General features: G+C 65.2%; 14 protein-coding genes and 1 pseudogene. 4 read left to right on the top strand and 11 right to left on the bottom strand.

Translation table 11 applies throughout. The features are described from left to right. Positions 1–99: 99 nt before the first annotated feature. Both JQ632_RS22750 and JQ632_RS22755 read right to left on the bottom strand, forming a co-directional pair. Entirely contained in the window at positions 100–1,380 is a 1,281-nt protein-coding gene (locus JQ632_RS22750; protein ID WP_212404816.1) for a multidrug effflux MFS transporter, read from the bottom strand. A 123-nt stretch (positions 1,381–1,503) separates the two neighbouring features. After that, positions 1,504–3,330, bottom strand: a complete 1,827-nt coding sequence (locus JQ632_RS22755; protein WP_212404817.1) for an aminopeptidase P family protein — start codon at positions 3,328–3,330, stop codon at positions 1,504–1,506. Positions 3,331–3,517: 187 nt separating this feature from the next. Between JQ632_RS22755 and JQ632_RS22760 the strand changes: the two genes are divergently transcribed. Next, positions 3,518–3,703, top strand: coding sequence for a hypothetical protein (locus JQ632_RS22760; RefSeq protein WP_212404818.1), 186 nt, complete (start codon positions 3,518–3,520; stop codon positions 3,701–3,703). A gap of 14 nt (positions 3,704–3,717) precedes the next feature. Here the strand turns inward: JQ632_RS22760 and JQ632_RS22765 are convergent, their stop codons facing one another. After that, entirely contained in the window at positions 3,718–4,605 is an 888-nt protein-coding gene (locus JQ632_RS22765; protein ID WP_212404819.1) for a 50S ribosomal protein L11 methyltransferase, read from the bottom strand. Positions 4,606–4,773: 168 nt separating this feature from the next. Here JQ632_RS22765 and JQ632_RS22770 point away from each other — a divergent pair, with 168 nt between their 5' ends. Beyond that, positions 4,774–4,929 carry a Flp family type IVb pilin gene (locus JQ632_RS22770; protein WP_408918115.1) on the top strand — a complete coding sequence of 52 codons (156 nt, stop codon included), beginning with the start codon at positions 4,774–4,776 and terminating at the stop codon, positions 4,927–4,929. Positions 4,930–5,446: 517 nt separating this feature from the next. Continuing rightward, the gene (locus JQ632_RS22775; protein ID WP_212404821.1) at positions 5,447–5,617 is read left to right on the top strand and encodes a hypothetical protein; all 171 of its coding nucleotides are present in this window, start codon (positions 5,447–5,449) and stop codon (positions 5,615–5,617) included. 51 nt (positions 5,618–5,668) lie between these two features. Here JQ632_RS22775 and JQ632_RS22780 read toward each other — a convergent pair whose 3' ends face one another. The 4 genes and pseudogenes from JQ632_RS22780 to JQ632_RS22790 form a co-directional block, all read right to left on the bottom strand. Continuing rightward, positions 5,669–5,980, bottom strand: a complete 312-nt coding sequence (locus JQ632_RS22780; protein ID WP_212404822.1) for a hypothetical protein — start codon at positions 5,978–5,980, stop codon at positions 5,669–5,671. 50 nt (positions 5,981–6,030) lie between these two features. Beyond that, positions 6,031–7,389, bottom strand: coding sequence for a YadA-like family protein (locus tag JQ632_RS22785; protein WP_249152457.1), 1,359 nt, complete (start codon positions 7,387–7,389; stop codon positions 6,031–6,033). 99 nt (positions 7,390–7,488) lie between these two features. Next, positions 7,489–8,079: pseudogene (locus JQ632_RS40495) on the bottom strand (calcium-binding protein); the annotation flags it as partial. Positions 8,080–8,523: 444 nt separating this feature from the next. Next, positions 8,524–10,131 (bottom strand): NAD(P)/FAD-dependent oxidoreductase, encoded by a 1,608-nt coding sequence (locus tag JQ632_RS22790; RefSeq protein WP_212404824.1) that lies wholly within the window; start codon positions 10,129–10,131, stop codon positions 8,524–8,526. 208 nt (positions 10,132–10,339) lie between these two features. Here JQ632_RS22790 and JQ632_RS22795 point away from each other — a divergent pair, with 208 nt between their 5' ends. Further along, entirely contained in the window at positions 10,340–12,619 is a 2,280-nt protein-coding gene (locus tag JQ632_RS22795; protein ID WP_212404825.1) for a spermidine synthase, read from the top strand. 5 nt (positions 12,620–12,624) lie between these two features. Here the strand turns inward: JQ632_RS22795 and JQ632_RS22800 are convergent, their stop codons facing one another. From JQ632_RS22800 to JQ632_RS22815, 4 genes are all read right to left on the bottom strand, one after another. After that, the gene (locus JQ632_RS22800; RefSeq protein WP_249152459.1) at positions 12,625–13,557 is read right to left on the bottom strand and encodes a glycerophosphodiester phosphodiesterase; all 933 of its coding nucleotides are present in this window, start codon (positions 13,555–13,557) and stop codon (positions 12,625–12,627) included. Positions 13,558–13,759: 202 nt separating this feature from the next. Further along, a complete protein-coding gene (locus JQ632_RS22805) occupies positions 13,760–14,539 on the bottom strand; it encodes a L,D-transpeptidase (RefSeq protein ID WP_212404827.1) in 780 nt (259 codons plus the stop codon). Between the two features lie 214 nt (positions 14,540–14,753). Then, a complete protein-coding gene (locus tag JQ632_RS22810; protein WP_212404828.1) occupies positions 14,754–15,515 on the bottom strand; it encodes an ABC transporter permease in 762 nt (253 codons plus the stop codon). Next, positions 15,512–16,435, bottom strand: coding sequence for an ABC transporter ATP-binding protein (locus JQ632_RS22815; RefSeq protein WP_212404829.1), 924 nt, complete (start codon positions 16,433–16,435; stop codon positions 15,512–15,514). Before JQ632_RS22815 ends, JQ632_RS22810 begins: the two co-directional genes overlap by 4 nt. Positions 16,436–16,644 lie beyond the last annotated feature (209 nt).

Genomic DNA, 16,644 nt, shown 5'->3' on the forward strand with positions numbered 1-16,644 from the left:
GCCGCCACGCTCGAGGGCTATGCTCTTGCCACCCAAGAACAAAATCCGGGAATCCCCTAGCCCACAAGGGGAGAGGGGTAGTGCGCCGCCGGGATGCACTCACAACATCGCGCTCTCTTCCTCCTCCGCCTGCTCGATCAGCTCTTCGCTCACCACCACCTCGCGGCGCGGGACGACGAAGATCATGACGGAGGCGCAGAGGAGCGAGATGGCTGTGATCGCCGCGGTCAGGGGCAGCGTCGTTGTGGAGTGGCCGCCGAGATAGGCGCCGAACTGCGACATCAGCGCGCCGAGGCCCTGTTGCAGAAAGCCCATCGCACCGGAGGCGGTGCCGGCGGCTTCGGGGCGGACGCTGATGGCGCCGGCTGCGGAATTCGCCATCACGATGGCGTTGCCGGCCATCACGATCATCTGGGTGCCGAACAGCCAGCCAGGGGCCTCGTTCAGTCCGGTTAAACTCCAGACCAGGTTCAACAGGCTGCCGCCGAGCTGCAATGCAAGCCCGAACCAGATCAGCTTCTCCAGCGAGTGACGCGGCGCAAAACGCACGCAGAGGAGATTGCCGACGAGAAAGGCGAGGCTGCTGGTCGCAAACCACGCGCCATATTCGACCGTGGTTCGGCCCATCTGCGTCACCACGATGTACGGACCGCCGCCGGCGAAGGTGAAGATGATCTGCGAGGCCAGCACCTGGCACAGCACGTAGCCGACGAAGGCGCGGTTGCGGATCAGGCTGCCGACATCGCCGCGAAAGCCGCTGCCGCTTGCGCGGTCGCGGCGCGTCTCCGGCAGCGCCAGCGCAATGCCGACCGCGACCGCAAGCGAGCCTGCGGTGGTCGCGTAGAAGATCGCGCGCCAGCCGAATGCGGTCTCGATCAGGCCGCCGGTCAAAGGCGAGAGCATCTGCGCGATCATCATGACGGCGATGACGAGGCTGATCATGGCGCCCACGCGCTCGCGCTCGTAGAGATCGCGGATGATGGCGCGGCTCACCACCATGCCGGTGGCCCCGCCGAGCGCCTGGAAGAAGCGTGCGGCGATCAGTTGCGGCAGGCTCTCTGCGAAGACGCAGGCGATACTCGCCGCGACCATCAGCGCGAGCCCTGCGAGCAGAACCGGGCGCCGCCCGAACTTGTCGGACAGCGGGCCCATGATCAGTTGCGAGCAGGCGATGCCGACCATGTACAGCGACACCGTCATCTGCGCGACCGAGATATCGCGGCCGAACGTCGTCGCCAGTACGGGAAGTGCCGGAACCAGCATGTAGAGCGAGATCGGCGCGACGCCCGTCATGCAGACGAGCAACGGCAGCATCACGCGCGAGCTCGCGATGTTCTTTTCCGTGGCCGCAGACGTCGGCTTGCCCGTCATGCCGTGCATGCGATCGACACTAGCCGCTTCGCGAAGCCTGCGAATACGGACGTTTCGGCATGCGGCTATGCGCGATGCTGACCGCTATGGCGGGGCAAGCGTTGCGCTGAACGCGACAGTGGTATGCGAACGCTACGTCAACACCGCCGTCGCCTGGTCCAGCCACGCCCTGGTCGGCTCGTCCAGCGCCGGCCGTACCTCGGCGCGGACACGGGCATGGTACGCGTTGAGCCAGTCGAGTTCGTCCTGGCTCAGCATGCGGACGTCGATCAGCCGCCGGTCGATCGGCGCGAGCGTCAGCGTCTCGAATGCGTTCATCGATTTTTCGGCGCCAGTAATATCTGCCGCAACCACGAGCTCGAGGTTCTCGATGCGGATGCCAAAACCGTCGGTCTTGTAGTAGCCGGGCTCGTTGGAGAGGATCATGCCGCGCTTCAGCGGCGTGGTGCCGAGCTTCGAGATCCGCGCCGGGCCCTCATGCACCGAGAGATAGCTGCCGACGCCGTGGCCGGTGCCGTGCTCGAAATCGACGCCGGCGGCCCACAGATATTGCCGCGCCAGCGTGTCGAGCTGCGCGCCGGTGGTGCCGTCCGGGAAGACCGCGCGCGCGATCGCCATATGGCCGCGCAGCACGCGGGTGAAGCGGTCGCGCATTTCCTCCGTCGGCTCGCCGACCGCCATGGTGCGCGTGACGTCCGTGGTGCCGTCCTCATACTGCGCGCCGGAATCGATCAGCAGGAGGTCGCCGCGGGCAATGCGCCGGTTGCTCTTGCGCGTGACACGGTAGTGCACGATGGCGCCGTTCGGCCCCGTGCCTGAAATGGTCGGGAACGAGACGTCCTTGAGCGCGCCGGTGTCGCGGCGGAAGGTTTCCAGCGCTTCCACCGCGTCGATCTCGGTGAGCTTGCCCGAGGGCGCCTCGCGATCGATGAAGGCGAGGAAGCGCGCCAGCGCCACCGCATCACGCTGATGCGCGGTCTTGGTGCCTGATATCTCGGTGCTGTTCTTGACGGCTTTCAGCAGCGCGACCGGATCGCTGCCGCGCACCGGCTTGCCGCCGGCACTCGCAATCAGCCGGCTGAGTGCATCTGCCGCGGTCGCGCTGTCGAGCGCGATGGAAGCCCCGCTCTTGGCGAGCGCCATCAGCGTCGGCGCCAATGCATCGGGTTCGCGGACATCGGCGGATTGCTCGAGATGGTCGCGCGTCAGGTTGGAGAGCTTGCGGTGGTCGATGAAGACCGTCGGCCGGCCGTCCTTCGGTACCAGCGCGTAGGACAGCGGCAGCGGCGTATGCGCGACGTCGCCGCCGCGGATGTTGAAGGTCCAGGCCACCGCGTGGCTGTCCGAGAGCACCAGCGCGTCGACGCCGAGCCGCTCGATCTCGCTCTTGATCTGCTTCAGCTTCTCGGGCTCGGCGATACCGGCATATTGCAGGCCATGCACTGCGACCGGTGCGATCGGCGCCGGCGGCCGGTCCGGCCACACCGCATCGACCGGGTTGCTGTCGACCGCCACCAGCTCCGCGCCCGCTTTGGCGCAGGCGGCGGCGAGACGCTCGGCTGCCGAAGAAGTGTGCAGCCACGGATCAAAACCTAGGCGATCGCCGGGCTTCAGGTGCGCGGACAGCCAGGTCTCCGGCGGCGGATCGATCAGCGATTCGACCGCCCAGGCCTTGCCGTCGATTTGCTTCGCCGCCTGGAGCGTATAGCGGCCGTCGACGAACACCGCCGCCTCCCGGGGCAGGACGGCTGCGAGCCCCGCGGAGCCGGTAAAACCGGTCAGCCAGGCCAGCCGCTCCTCGGACGGCGCGACATACTCGTTCTGCTGCTGATCGGCGCGCGGAATCACGAAGCCGGTCAGCTTGCGGCGCGCGAGTTCCTCGCGGAACGCGGCGAGCCGCGCGGTGAGCGCGACGCCGGCCTCCGGCTCCTCGAATGTCTGGAAGTGTGCCTCGAACATGTTGTGGCTAGTTTAGGATCATGGGGATGAGTCCGCAATGTCGGCACAATCACGGCGCATCTGGCATGGAGCGTGCTTGAATTATTCCATTCGCGTTGAGTGGATACGGATGCGGGCCCTTCCGGCCGGGTCCGGTTAACAGGGAAATACAAGCAAGTGTTTCATCTCAACGGCGAGGGGACACACGATGCCTGCGTTCACGTTTGAGAAGATCTCGCCGCCGGTCCGTTCCGGCTCCGCCAAGGCCGCGCCCAAGAAGCCGCGTGGCAAGCTCAGCCAGATGATCGACCGCTTCGCCGAGCGCCGTGCCAAGCGCAGCCTGCGCGACGAGCGCGGCAGCAGCACGCGCCGCGACGACAAGCCGGCGGAATAACGCGCCGCATCGGCTCACCCCACCTTTCGCAGCAACAGGCTGCTCCACCCCTCGATCCGCAAATGCCTGAGCGGCACGAGCCCACGCGCGCGGTAGGCCGCGATCACGGCCGGGGCCTGCGGGGTCAGGAGGCCCGAAAGGATGACCTGGGCGCCCGGCGCCAGGTGCCGCGCCATCGGGCCCGACAGCTGCCGCAAGGGATTGGCGAGGATGTTCGCCAGCACCAGGTCGAACGGGCCGCGCCGTGCGAAGTCGGGCGCGGCAAAGCCGGTGGCGCGGATCATCTGCACGGCGTTGCGCACGCCGTTGAGCGCAGCGTTCTCGCGCGCCACGCGCACCGACGGTGCATCGATGTCGCTGCCCAGCACCGCGCGGTGCAGCGCCTTGGCGGCGGCGATGGCCAGCACGCCGGTGCCGGTGCCGAGGTCGAGCACGTTCGCAGGACGCGCGCTTTTCAGGATATGGTCAAGGAGGAGTAAACAGCCACGCGTCGTGCCGTGGTGTCCGGTGCCGAAAGCCAGCGCCGCCTCGATCTCGATCCCGAGCTTGTTGTGGGGCACGCGGGCGCGGTCGTGGCTGCCGTGGACGACGAAGCGTCCGGCGGGGACGGGGACGAGATCTTCGAGGCTCGCCTTGACCCAGTCCTTTGCCTCGACGGTGTCGAAGGCAAGCGTCGCGGCGATCTCGCTGCTCGCATTTTTCGCGACGATTTCCCGCAAAAAAGCCTGATCCGGCGGGTCGGCGAAGTGCAGCGTGACGTCCCAACGGCCGTCCGGCTGCTCGAATGCCGCGACGGCCGCGTCGCCATCGAAGAAGACCTCGGTGAGCACGTCGACAACGCGCTTGGCTGCGGCTTCGTCGCCGATCGAGAAGCTCGCGCGGTGGGTAGGAGAGAGGGGCATGGATGTCGATCTGGCTCGGTCTGTGGGTTCAATTTTTGGAGCTTTTACTCCAATTCTTCCAGAAAAATTGCGGTTCCGGGATTAACTTAACTGCAGGTTGTGCCCCGTATATTGCCGGATGTCGCAAGCAACCAACGCAACTGGAAATGGAGGCAAATCTTGAAGAGCATGCTCACGAAGTTCTGGTCTGACGAATCGGGCGCGACCGCCATCGAGTACGGCCTGATTGCCGCCGGCATCGCGCTGGCGATCATTACCGTGGTCAACAGCCTCGGCACCACCCTGAATGACAAGTTCGGTTCGATTAGCAGCTCCTTGAAGTAATTTCGCCTACCGTCCCGGCGGGGGCATATTTTCTTCATAGATGGCTATTTTGGCTGTGCCCGCGGGGGAGCGATCCCTTGCGGGCAAAGTCGTCTTTTGGTGGCCGTGCGTCCACCGGCTTTCCACCCAGTCTCCAGCCCGGGTCCACAGGCTTATTCACAAGCTTAGGGGCGCACTTCTCCACAGGTTGTCCAGGCGGAAAAAACGGATGCCCAAAGGGCCCACGCCTATTCGCGAGGCGCGAAGCTCGCCATATTGTATCCTTGCAGCCCCCGGGTCGCCGACCACCGGCGCATCCACAGCTCATCCTCACCTTTCTCCACAGGTTCGCTCCCGCGATCCACAGGTTCGCTCCCGCGATCCACAGGCCGCTCATCCGCTTGCTGGCCTGGCTTTTGGCCGCTCTCGCAGCGGATTCATGATGGATTCACCGCGCCGACAGGTCGCCCCCGGAATGGAACCGGGCCTTAAGCGCCGTGCGCGATGATGGCCGCTACCAAAAACAAGGGGAGGTCAAATGACCAAGTTCATTTTGATTGTTGCCTGTGTTTGCGTTCTCGGAACTTTTGCCGGCGCGCTCTCGGCCAGCACACCGAAACATGCGCCGGTGGAGACGCTGTCGCCGTTCGCGATGATGATGGAGATGGATTTGCGCTCGCTGCCGGTCGAATCCTGCGACGCCGTCTAGACTTCGTGCAACCGGCCCATTCGGCGCAACACGCCGGGCGGGTCGTTGCTTTTACGGCCGCGCGGCCGAGGGGTATGTTGCGGGGTGACAACTGATCGTGCCGATCGTGTTGGCGCCATATCGCACAAAGCCGCCTGGCGTCGGCGGCGAGTGTTCAGCGCTGATCGGCACGTAGATGTAGCAGACCGTTCCGTCGATCGGGTCGCGCCAGCGCTGCACGATCGTGTCCTGCAGCGGGCCGGCAAATTGCCGCTCCAGATTCATGCGCGGCATGTTTTCCCAGCTCGAAGGTTGCTGGGCAAATGCATCGGTCGCAGTCGCGGTCAGGCCTATGGCAAGAGAGAGCGTCTTCAGCGGGGTCACTCAGCTTCCTTCGTCATCGCGCGGGCGCTTGCGATCCAGATGATCACGGCTCAGTTCAGCGTCCAGGACGCGCCGCCCGTCACGCCATAATCATTCTGGCTCGCGACACCCGACACCGACACGTTGAAGCGCAGCCGGTTGTCATGGGTATATCCGACACCGAGCGCGAGGCCGGTCTGGCCTTTGTAGCTGCCGACGCCGCCGGCCATCGAGACCTTGCCCGGGCGGTCGTCGTAACGCAGTCCGGTGGCAGCAAGCGCCAGTGCCGTGCCGGCATTGGCCTGAACGAGGTTGGTGCTGATCTGATTTTGCAGGTTGGAGATCTGCGTCTGCACGCCGGTGGCGATGCCGGAAAGCTGGCTCACGTTCACTGCATCGGTCGGCGCGATGCCGGCCGCCACATTGCTGACGCGCCGTTCATTGCCGGCCGAGCCGAACGACACGGTGTTGGGCGCGCTCGCCACTGAGCCTTGTCCGATCGCCACCGAATTGGTGGCGGCAGCCTGCACGACTGCGCCGGCGCCAATGGCCGTGCCGTTCGCCGCCTGCACGTTGGCGCTCTGGCCGACCGCTACTGCATTGACCGTGGTGGCACTCGCGGTATTGCCGATCGCCGTCGATGAGGACACGTTCGCGACGCAACCCGGGCAGGTGGCGCTGGCGAAATCGCCGAACGCCGATCCGCCGTTCGAGGCCGAGGCGGTGTTGCCCACTGCGATCGAGCCGGTCGCGATCGCGTTGGTGCCGAGCGCAATCGAATTGACGCCGGTGGCCTGCGCACCAAAACCCTGCGCGATGGCGTTGGTGTTGGTGGCCTGGGCGCCGTTGCCGATCGCGATCGCGTTGCTGGCGCTGGCAAGGGCGGCGTTGCCGGCACCACCCGCCACATTGCCGCCGAGCGCGATGGAGTTCGCTCCGCTCGCCTTTGCATTGGTGCCGAATGCCGAGCTGAAGGCACCGTTCGCGTTGGCCGCCGTGCCGACGGCGGTGCTGGAGAGCCCGGACGCCAGGCTGGCGTTGCCGAATGCCGAGGCATTTGTATTGCCTGCGGTGCTGGCGACGCCGAAGGCCGAGCTCGATGTTCCCGCCGCCGAACTGAGGAAGCCGTAGGCCGAGCTGTTGAGGCCGATCGCTGTGCTCTTGGACCCATAGGCCGAACTGGAGCTGCCACTCGCGACGGACTGATTGCCGGCGGCGGTACTGTCGTTGCCGCTCGCACTGCTGGAGAAGCCCAAGGCCACGCTGTTGGTACCGCTTGCCGCGCTGCCTGTCCCAACCGCCGACGCATTGGCGCCGGACGCTGCGCTGTTGACCCCATACGCCGACGCACCGGAGGCGGTCGCCGTGCTGCTGAACCCATACGCCGACGCAGCAGTGGCGGTAGCCTGACTGTTGATCCCAAAAGCCATGGCAGCGATGCCGGACGCGTTGCTGGCGGAGCCAAAGGCCAAAGTGTCGAGGTTGCTTGCCTGCGCACCTGCGCCTACAGCGATCGCATTGAGACTGGTGGCGCTGGAGCCGGAGCCGATTGCGATCGCGCTGGGGCCACTGGCAAGGGCGCTGCTGCCGGCGCTGTCGCCGCCGATGGCGATGGATTTGCTGCCTTGGGCCTGGGCGTTGGCGCCGATTGCGGTAGAATACTCCTGGGTCGGATCGAGGCTGCTGGCCAGCGCGCCCGTGCCGATCGCCGTGGCACCGAGCGAACTGGCCGTGGCCAGGTCGCCGACTGCCGTGCTGCTGGTGCCGCTCGCGTTGCTGTTGTGGCCGGAGGCCACGCTGAAGTCGCCAGCCGCCTGAGCGCCGACCCCAAACGCCGCCGAACTGGTGCCGGAGGCCGCGCTGTTGACACCGTAGGCCGAGCCGAAATTCCCAATGGCCGTGCTGGAGAAACCGTAGGCCGAGCTCGATGCTCCACTTGCCGAGCTGAAGGATCCATAGGCTGCGGCGCCAGCGGCGCTCGCCGAGGATTGTTCGCCGGCCGCGATGCTGCCGCCGCCGCTTGCAGTGCTGCTGAGGCCCAGCGCGACGCTGTTCGCGCCGGAAGCCGAGTTGCTGACGCCGACCTGGTACCGCCGCTGGCGCTGTTGCCGAGGCCGCAGGCCATGTCGTTGGTGGAGGTCGCCGCGCTGCCGCCGCCGCCCAGGCCCGCCGTTCCGTTTTGATTACAGACGAACTGCGCATGGGCCGCGCGCGGCGCCAGCAGGCCGAAGGTCGCCACTGCTAACATCAGCCCGACAAGCCAGGCGCGATTTCGGCCTGTGCGATCTGTATCGCCAATTTATCTGGAGAGGGCGTTCCGAACGACGTGACGCCGGTTGCGCTCCAATCGCTTGCCAATCCAAAACATGTGTGTCCCCCCAGACAATGGCGGCGGTCCGTAACAAATCAAAAAAAACGCCTGCGCGGCAGCGCGCTACCGCGACAGGCCTACATCCCCGCATTGTTGTGCGGCGGCGCTGCCCGCGCAATTAGCGGATTAGGGATTTATTCCGCACGTTGCAGAACCGCAACATTCGTTTCGGGTGCGTTTCCAGGCGTGAAAATCAAGCTCGGCCGAACAGCGCGCGGTGATCTCGCAGGATCACCTGCGCCGCATTGTGGCCGGGCGCGCCGGTGACGCCGCCGCCGGGATGGGCGCCGGAGCCGCAATGGTAGAGGCCCCGGACGGGCCCGCGATAGTCCGCATGTCCCAACATCGGCCGCGCCGAGAAGAGCTGGTTCAGCGTCAGCGCGCCGTGAAAAATGTCGCCGCCCAACAGGCCGAACTGCCGCTCGAGATCGAGCGGGGAGAGGATCTGGCGGCCGAGCACGCTTCCCGCAAAGCCCGGCGCGTAGCGGTCCACTGTCGCGATCATGAGATCGGCGACCTCCTCGCGATGGTCGTCCCAGGATCTGCCGTCAGGCAGCTCGGGCGCGACGTGCTGGCAGAACAGGCTCGCGACATGCTTGCCCGCGGGCGCCAGCGTGTCGTCGAGCGTCGAGGGGATCAGCATCTCCACGACGGGCTCCCGGCTCCAGCCGTGCGCGCGTGCGTCGAGATAAGCGCGGTCCATATAGGAGAGGCTGGGCGCGAGGATGATGCCCGAGCTGAGATGGTCGCCGTCGCCTGGCAGCGCGGAGAAGGAAGGCAGGCGATCCAGCGCCACATTCATGCGGAATGTGCCAGAGCCGTTCTTCCAGTGGCGGATGCGGGTGAGGAAGTCCGCGGGCAAAGCCTCCGCTGCGACCAGCCGCGTATAGAGCAGCTTTGGATTGACGTTGGAGGCGACGTACTTTGCGCGAATGGTCGTACCGTTATCGAGGATCACGCCGGCGGTGCGGTCGCGCTCGACGATCACCTCGCGCACGCCGACATCCGTGTCGATGGTGACGCCGTGCTTGCGTGCGGCCGCCGCCATCGCCTGCGTGATGGCGCCCATGCCGCCGATGGCGTGGCCCCAGACGCCCTTCTTGCCGTTCACCTCGCCAAAGGCGTGATGCAGCATGACGTAGGCCGAACCGGCCGCATAGGGGCTCGCATAATTGCCGACGATGGCGTCGAAGCCGAACAGCGCCTTGACGAGGTCGTTCTCGAACCGCTCGTCCAGCATCTCGCCGGCGGAGCGGGTGAAGAGATCGAGCAGGCTGCGGCTCTGCTCCAGCGTCAGCTTGCGCAAAATGCCGGCGCTCCCGAGCGCATTGACGGCCTCGCGGATCGCGCCCGTGCCAAAGTGATCGAGCAGGTTCGGCGGCGCGCGCAGCACGAACTGCCGGAGCACGTCGGCGATGGCTTCGAGCTCGCGCGAAAATCCGTCGATCGCGTCGGCATCGTGCGCGCTGAGCTTCCGCACGGACTCTTTCGTCCGGCCTTCGCCGGTGAGGAGATAGCTGCCGTCGGGGGCGGGCAGGAAATTCTGCGCGCGGCGCTCGACGACGCGCAGGCCGTGCCCGGCGAGCCCCAAGTCGGCGATGACCTTCGGGTTGAGCAGGCTCACCGTGTAGGCCGCGACCGAGTTGCGGAAACCGGGGTGGAACTCCTCGGTGACGGCGGCGCCGCCGACCACCTTGCGGCGCTCGACGGCGTGCACGCGCAAGCCCGCCATCGCGAGATAGGCCGCGCAGGTGAGGCCGTTATGGCCAGCGCCGATGATGACGACGTCGGTTTCGGTCATGAGGTTTCCCGGGGCGTCATTCCGGGGCGATGCGAAGCATCGAACCCGGAATCTCGAGATTCCGGGTCCGGCACTTCGTGCCGTCCCGGAATGACGTTTGTATATGAGGTGCCGCTCACTGCAATGTCACGCAGCATTTATTGCTCGTTCATGTCGCATGTGCTCCATTGCGGCGCGCCGGCGCCCGCCGGGGTGAGCCGGAGTTTTCATGGATTCCATCGTCCAATCTGCCGCCGCAGAGCAGCCGTCGTCGTCGCGAAACCGGCTGGTGCTGACAGTCTATATGGCCGCGATCTTCGTCAGCGCGCTGTTGCTGTTCTCGGTGCAGCCGCTGTTCACCAAGATGGTGCTGCCGCGGCTCGGCGGGTCGCCCGCGGTGTGGTCGGTGGCGATGGTGTTCTTCCAGTCGCTGCTGCTGGCGGGCTACGCTTACGCGCATTTCCTGATGCAGATCAGGAATCGGCGGATCCCCGTGGTCGTGCATCTGGTGCTGCTGGCGCTCGCCTTCACGACGCTGCCGCTCGGCATCGCCACCTCCTTCGGCGAGCCGCCGAATTCGGGCTATGCGTTCTGGCTGCTCGGCCTGTTCGCGGTGTCGATCGGGTTGCCGTTCTTCGCGCTCGCCGCCAACAACCCGCTGCTCCAGGCCTGGTTCGTCCGCACCGGCCATCCGGACGGACCCGATCCTTACTTCCTCTACTCCGCGTCGAACATCGGCAGCTTCCTCGCCCTGTTGTCCTATCCCGTGCTGCTGGAGCCGATGTTCACGCTCCGCACGCAGAATCTGCTGTGGACTGGCGGCTATGGCCTTCTGATCCTGCTAATCGCCGCCTGCGGCGTGCTGCTGTTGCGCTCTCCGGCACTCGCCATCGCCGATGCGCGGACGGAGGATACCGATGCACCCGCGCCAAGCGTCATCACACGCGCGCGCTGGATCTTCCTCGCCGCGGTGCCCTCGGGCCTGCTGATCGCTGTCACCGCGCACATCTCGACCGACGTCGCGGCCGCGCCGCTGCTGTGGGTGCTGCCGCTGTCGCTCTATCTCCTCACCTGGGTGCTGGTGTTCCAGTCGCGGCCGCTGTTGCCGCACAAATGGATGCTGCTGCTCCAGCCATTGGCAATTGCCGGCGTTATCTTCTTGCTGGCCTTCGGCGGCGAGCAGAACCTGCTGCTGACGCTCGGCGGGCATCAACTGTGCTTCTTCATCATCGCCATGGCCTGCCACGGCGAACTCGCGCGCACGCGTCCCGCCGCAAAGTACCTCACCGGCTTCTATGTCGCGCTGTCCTTCGGCGGCATGGTCGGCGGGCTGTTCGCGGGCCTGCTTGCGCCCTTCACCTTCTCCTGGATCGCCGAGTATCCGATCCTGATCGCGCTCGCCGCGCTCTGCCGTCCCTCGGCCGACGAGCGGCTCGCGCGCGTCATGACTGGCTACTGGCTGCTGCTGATCGTGCTCGTCATTGCACTGATCGCGCCGTCCTATTCAACGGGCGAGGTCGCGACCTGGTTCGAGGATCATCGCGTCTGGGTCGCCAGCGCGGTTGGCATGCTGGCCGCATTGCTCGCGCTGGTGCTCAATGCCAACCGCTGGAAGATTTTTGCGACCGTCGTGCTCGCGCTGGCACTGACCCGCATCTATCCGGCGGATGACGGCCGCGTCGAGACGATCCGCAGCTTCTTCGGCGTACACAAGATCGTGGTGACGCCCGGCGGCTATTTCCACGTGCTGATGCACGGCACCACGATTCACGGCGCCGAGCGTTTCAAGAACAATGACGGCACCCCGGTCGAGGGCCGGCCCGAACCGATCACCTATTATCACAGGGATGGCGGCATCGGTCAGGCCGTCACCGCGATCCGCGAACGCAAGGGCGGCTCCTTGAAGGTCGCCGTGATCGGCGTCGGCGCCGGCACGCTCTCCTGCGCCTCCGAGCCCGGCGAGAGCTGGAAGTTCTTCGAGATCGACCAGAGCATGGTCGATACCGCGCGGGACCCGAAATATTTCCGCTTCATCAATAGCTGCGCGCCCGACATCAAGCCGGTGATCGGCGATGCGCGGTTGACGTTCGCCAAGGAGCCGGACGGCGCCTACGACCTCATCATCGTCGACGCCTATTCCTCGGACGCGATCCCGATTCATCTGGCGACCGAAGAGGCCATGAAGATCTACAAGGACAAGCTCGCTCCGCATGGCGCCGTCGTGATGCACGTTTCCAACCGGCATCTCGATCTCGAAACCGTCGTGGTCGGCATTGCCGATGCGAACGACCTCAAGAGCTGGGTCTTCAACGAGGATTCCGGCCGCGATGCCGATTACATCTTCTCGACCGACGTCGTCATCTCCGCGCGCGAGGAGGCCGATATCGGCAAGCTCGCCGCCTCCAAGCAATGGGAGGAGACCGAGTTCGACGACAAGCAGCGGGTCTGGACCGACGATTATTCGAACATCGTCGGCGCGCTCTATCGCCGCCTGCGTGACGGGGAGTAGAAGGCTTACGGACTGACAGGCGTCCCCGCCGGCAGCGCGATGCCCTTCTCACCCGCGACCTGGCGCAACAGGTCGGGTCGGTCGGAGATGATGCCGTCGACGCCGATCTCGATCATGCGCGTCATGTCGTCGGCCTTGTTGACCGTCCAGACCACGACGCGCAATCCGAGCGCATGGGCCTCCGTGACCAGCGCCGGATTGACGTCGCCAAAATAGGGAGACCAGATCGCGCCGCCCGCCGCCTTGATCGTGCGCGGCAGCGAACCGGCATGGTCGGCCGGGTTGAAGCCCGCCATCCAGCTGGTCGCCTTGTCGAGCGCGACGGTCGGTGCGGAGCCGCGCTGGATCGTCAGATACACCGTCGGAATCTTCGGCGCTTGCCGCTGCACCAGTTGCAACGTCCGCCAGTCGAATGACTGGATCATGACGCGACCGGAAAATCCCTCAATGTCGATGACGCCAAGGAGTTTCGTGACGAACGTCTCGGGGTCGAGCGTCTCGTCCGGGCGGTTGGGATCGATCTTGGTCTCGATGTTGAAACGCACGCGCGTGTTGCCGGACTTGCGCACCAGCGCGAACACCTCCTTCAACGTCGGGATCTGCGCGCCCGGCAGCGCGCGCTGGTCCGGAAACGATTTTGCGTAATTGCTGTCGGGACGGATCTGCCCGACGTCGTAGGCTCTGACCTCGTCGAGCCGCAGCTTCACGAACGGCGTGCCGGGTGGGGCGACGTAGCCGCCGGCGGCGTCACGGGTGAGATCGGGGTTGAGGGTGCGCTCGTGCGACACGATTACCTCGCCATCCGCGGTCACGCCGGTGTCGAGCTCCAGCGTATCGACGCCCATGCTCAAGGCGTTGGCGAAGGCAGGCAGGGTGTTTTCGGGCAACAGCGCCCGCCCGCCGCGATGCGCCTCGAGATCGAAGGAGTCCAGGGCCATGGCCTGTCCTGCAAAAAGAACGCACAGCGTGGTCAGGATCGTTGCAGCAGGGGAGGGCATCGGGACTCAAACGGCAAGAGGAAAAGGGGATTGACCGCTTTTTTGGCGCCTTGCCCCAGTCTACAGCCATCTCGCCCCAGGCCCGGTTCGCGTAAAGAAAACGCGTTCACGGCCCTCGAGGGTGGTTGAAGCGGGGCCGCCGTCAGTTCTGATAGTAGTAGCCGCCGCGCGGCTGGTAGTACGGCTGGGGCTGCCGGTAATAATAGCCCTGCTGGCCGTAGCTCGGATCGTAGGATTGATACTGCGGCGACTGCTGCGGCGGATAGACCTGCCCGCCATAGAGCCGGCGGGTGTCGCGCGGCGCCGGATAGCGCGCGCCGGTGTCGGTGCCGTCGGCCGGATAGATGTAGCCGTCGTCCTGCGGCATGGTGCGGCGGCCGTAGGGCACGCCTTGCGGGGTGAGATCGACGGGATCGCCGGCGGCGGTGTACTGATCCTGCGGGACGGTGCCGCGGCGGGCGAAATTGCTGCCGCGCGGATTGCGCGCCATAGCCACGCTCGCCGAGCCTGTCAGCGTCACCGTGGTGTTGAGCACGCCCTGGTCCTGGACCAGCGCGTAAAGCCGCGAGGCATTCTCGCGCGACAGCCGGACGCAGCCATGCGAGGCGGGTGAGCCGAGCCGGCCGACCGAGTCGGTGCCGTGGATCGCGTGCTCGATCTTGGTGAAGAAGATCGAATGCGGCATCGGCGCGTCGTCGAATTCCTTGGAGTAGTGGTCCTCTTCCATGCGGAAGGCGCGGAACGAGCCGTTCGGCGTCTCTCGCGAGGGGATGCCGGTCGAGACCGGCCAGTGATAGCGCTCGACGCCGTCAACCGCGACGGTCATCGCCTGGTTGTCCTTGTCGATTGTGATCTCGACCTTGGCCTGCGCGAGGTCCGCGCTCATAAGCATCAATGAAAAAGCGATGAAAAAGGAACGCATCTGACTGTTGGCCTCCGGCCTGTTCTAAGCAAGCGCCGCGGCTCTCCGTCCCCCGGCCTGCACTATGCCCGGAATTCGGCTTTCGTTCCAGCGACCTGCGAGCCCATCGTTAGCGTCCGTGCCGGCTTAAGCAAGGCGGCCGATTGGCCAATTCTTGCCCGCAACGCTGACATTTTCGCGAGCAGCCGGCCGGTGACCGCATCCATGGCTCGCGTCAGTTCTTCAGCCGATAGCCGGTCCGGAAAATCCACCAGATCATGAACATGCAGATCGCGAGAAACGTGCTGATCATGAAGATGCTCAGGCCCACGCTGACGTCTGCGATCTCGAAGAAGCTCCAGCGGAATCCGCTGATCAAATAGACGACGGGGTTGAGCAGCGCGACGGTGCGCCAGCCCTGCGGCAGCATGTTCACCGAATAGAAGCTGCCGCCGAGGAAGGTCAGCGGCGTCACCACCAGCATCGGGATCATCTGCAGCTTCTCGAAACCGTCGGCCCAGATGCCGATGATGAAGCCGAACAGGCTGAAGGTGATGGCTGTCAGCACCAGGAAGCTCAGCATCCAGATCGGATGATGAATATGCAAGGGAACGAAGAGCCCCGCGGTGGCGAGAATGATCAGGCCGAGGATGATCGACTTGGTCGCGGCGGCCCCGACATAGCCGAGCACGATCTCGAAATAGGAGATCGGCGCGGACAGGATCTCGTAGATCGTGCCGACGAATTTGGGGAAGTAGATCCCGAAGGAGGCGTTGGCGATGCTCTGCGTCAGCACCGACAGCATCACGAGGCCCGGCACGATGAAGGTGCCGTAGCTCACGCCCTCGACATGGTCGATGCGCGAGCCGATCGCGGTGCCGAACACCACGAAATACAGCGAGGTCGAGACCACAGGCGAGACGATGCTCTGCAGCAGCGTGCGCCAGGTGCGGGCCATTTCGAACAAATAGATGGCGCGAACGGCGCGGAAGTTCATGACGTCCTCACGAGGTCGACGAAGATGTCCTCGAGCGACGATTGCGTCGTGTCGAGGTCGTTGAAGCGGATGCCGGCGTTGCGGAGGTCGCTGAGCAGGCTGGTGATGCCGGTGCGCTCGCCCTTGGTGTCGTAATCGTAGACCAGCGTCGCGCCGCTATCGCAGAGCTCGAGCTTGTAAGGGCTGAGGCTTTCGGGCAGCGAACTGATCCTGTTTTGCAGATGCAGCGTCAGCCGCTTCCTGCCGAGCTTCTGCATCAAGGTGGCCTTGTCCTCGACCAGCACGATCTCGCCCTTGTTGATGACTCCGATGCGGTCGGCCATCTCCTCGGCTTCCTCGATGTAGTGTGTGGTGAGGATGATGGTGACGCCGGCCTGTTGCAGGCCGCGCACCACCTCCCACATGCCCTTGCGCAATTCGACGTCGACGCCGGCGGTGGGTTCGTCCAGGAACAGGATCTGCGGTTCGTGCGACAGCGCCTTGGCGATCATCACGCGGCGCTTCATGCCGCCGGACAGCGTGAGAATCTTGTTGTCCTTCTTGTCCCAGAGCGAGAGGTCCTTCAGCACTTTCTCGATATGGGCCGGGTTCTTCGGCTTGCCGAACAGGCCGCGGGAAAAGCTCACGGTCGCCCACACGCTCTCGAACGCGTCGGTGTGGAGTTCCTGCGGCACCAGGCCGATCAGCGAGCGCGCCTTGCGGTAGGAGGTCTGGATGTCCTCGCCGCCGACGGTGACCTTGCCCTCGCTCGGATTGGCGATGCCGCAGATGATCGAGATCAGCGTGGTCTTGCCGGCGCCGTTGGGACCGAGCAGCGCAAAGATCTCGCCGCGCCTGATGTCGAGATTGATGTTCTTTAGCGCCTTGAAGCCGGACCCATAGGTCTTCGACAGGTTGGAAACGGAAATGATGGAGGACATGGACAGCCGGCGGGATGGGGAAGGGGCGCTGGAACCCGCATTTGGCGGGCAAAGCAGCGGAGCCTGAAATAGGAATGCGATCCCCCGCCTGCAATTCCCCCGAGAAAAATGGTCTCAAAACAGGCTCTTACATGGCCGGTTTCGGGCAACTGTTGCATGCAAGACACGCAAGGACGCTAAGATCGCCACTCACGCGCCTCTTTGTTGCG

Source organism: Bradyrhizobium liaoningense, from assembly GCF_018130955.1.
GTDB lineage: Bacteria > Pseudomonadota > Alphaproteobacteria > Rhizobiales > Xanthobacteraceae > Bradyrhizobium > Bradyrhizobium liaoningense_C.